The organism is Paraburkholderia sp. SIMBA_054, from assembly GCF_046534875.1.
Taxonomy (GTDB): Bacteria; Pseudomonadota; Gammaproteobacteria; order Burkholderiales; family Burkholderiaceae; genus Paraburkholderia; species Paraburkholderia hospita.
Genome location: NZ_JAWRXV010000462.1, coordinates 1 through 317, shown reverse-complemented (window position 1 = coordinate 317; position 317 = coordinate 1). Strand labels below are relative to the sequence as shown.

Here is a 317-nt window from a genome sequence, read left to right as displayed (position 1 = left end):
CAAGACGCTTTGTAATTTCGCCACCTACAGATCCGTTTGCACGAGCAGTTGTAGCAGGACCCAGGTTAACACCAAATTCACTAGCGATCTCATATTTCATTTGGTCGATTGCTTGTTGCGCACCGTATACTAATAATTCGTTATTGTTGCTATTTTTATTGTTTGCTATTTTATTCAACTCCTTTAAAGTTTACAACGTTAACATGTGTAAAAGAAGAATCATTTATTCATAAAATACAAAAATATTTTTTAGATGTTGTTGTCTTTATAAATATGTATATCAAGCAGATAAATTGTCCTCATCTTATAAATAACAC

The 317-nt window shown here is 31.9% G+C and carries 1 protein-coding gene; it reads right to left on the bottom strand.

Features of this window, described 5'->3' with window-relative positions:
• The coding region (locus tag SB822_RS55915) for a small, acid-soluble spore protein, alpha/beta type (protein WP_410858953.1) at positions 1 to 178 on the bottom strand (178 nt) is incomplete at its 3' end.
• Positions 179 to 317: the final 139 nt, after the last annotated feature.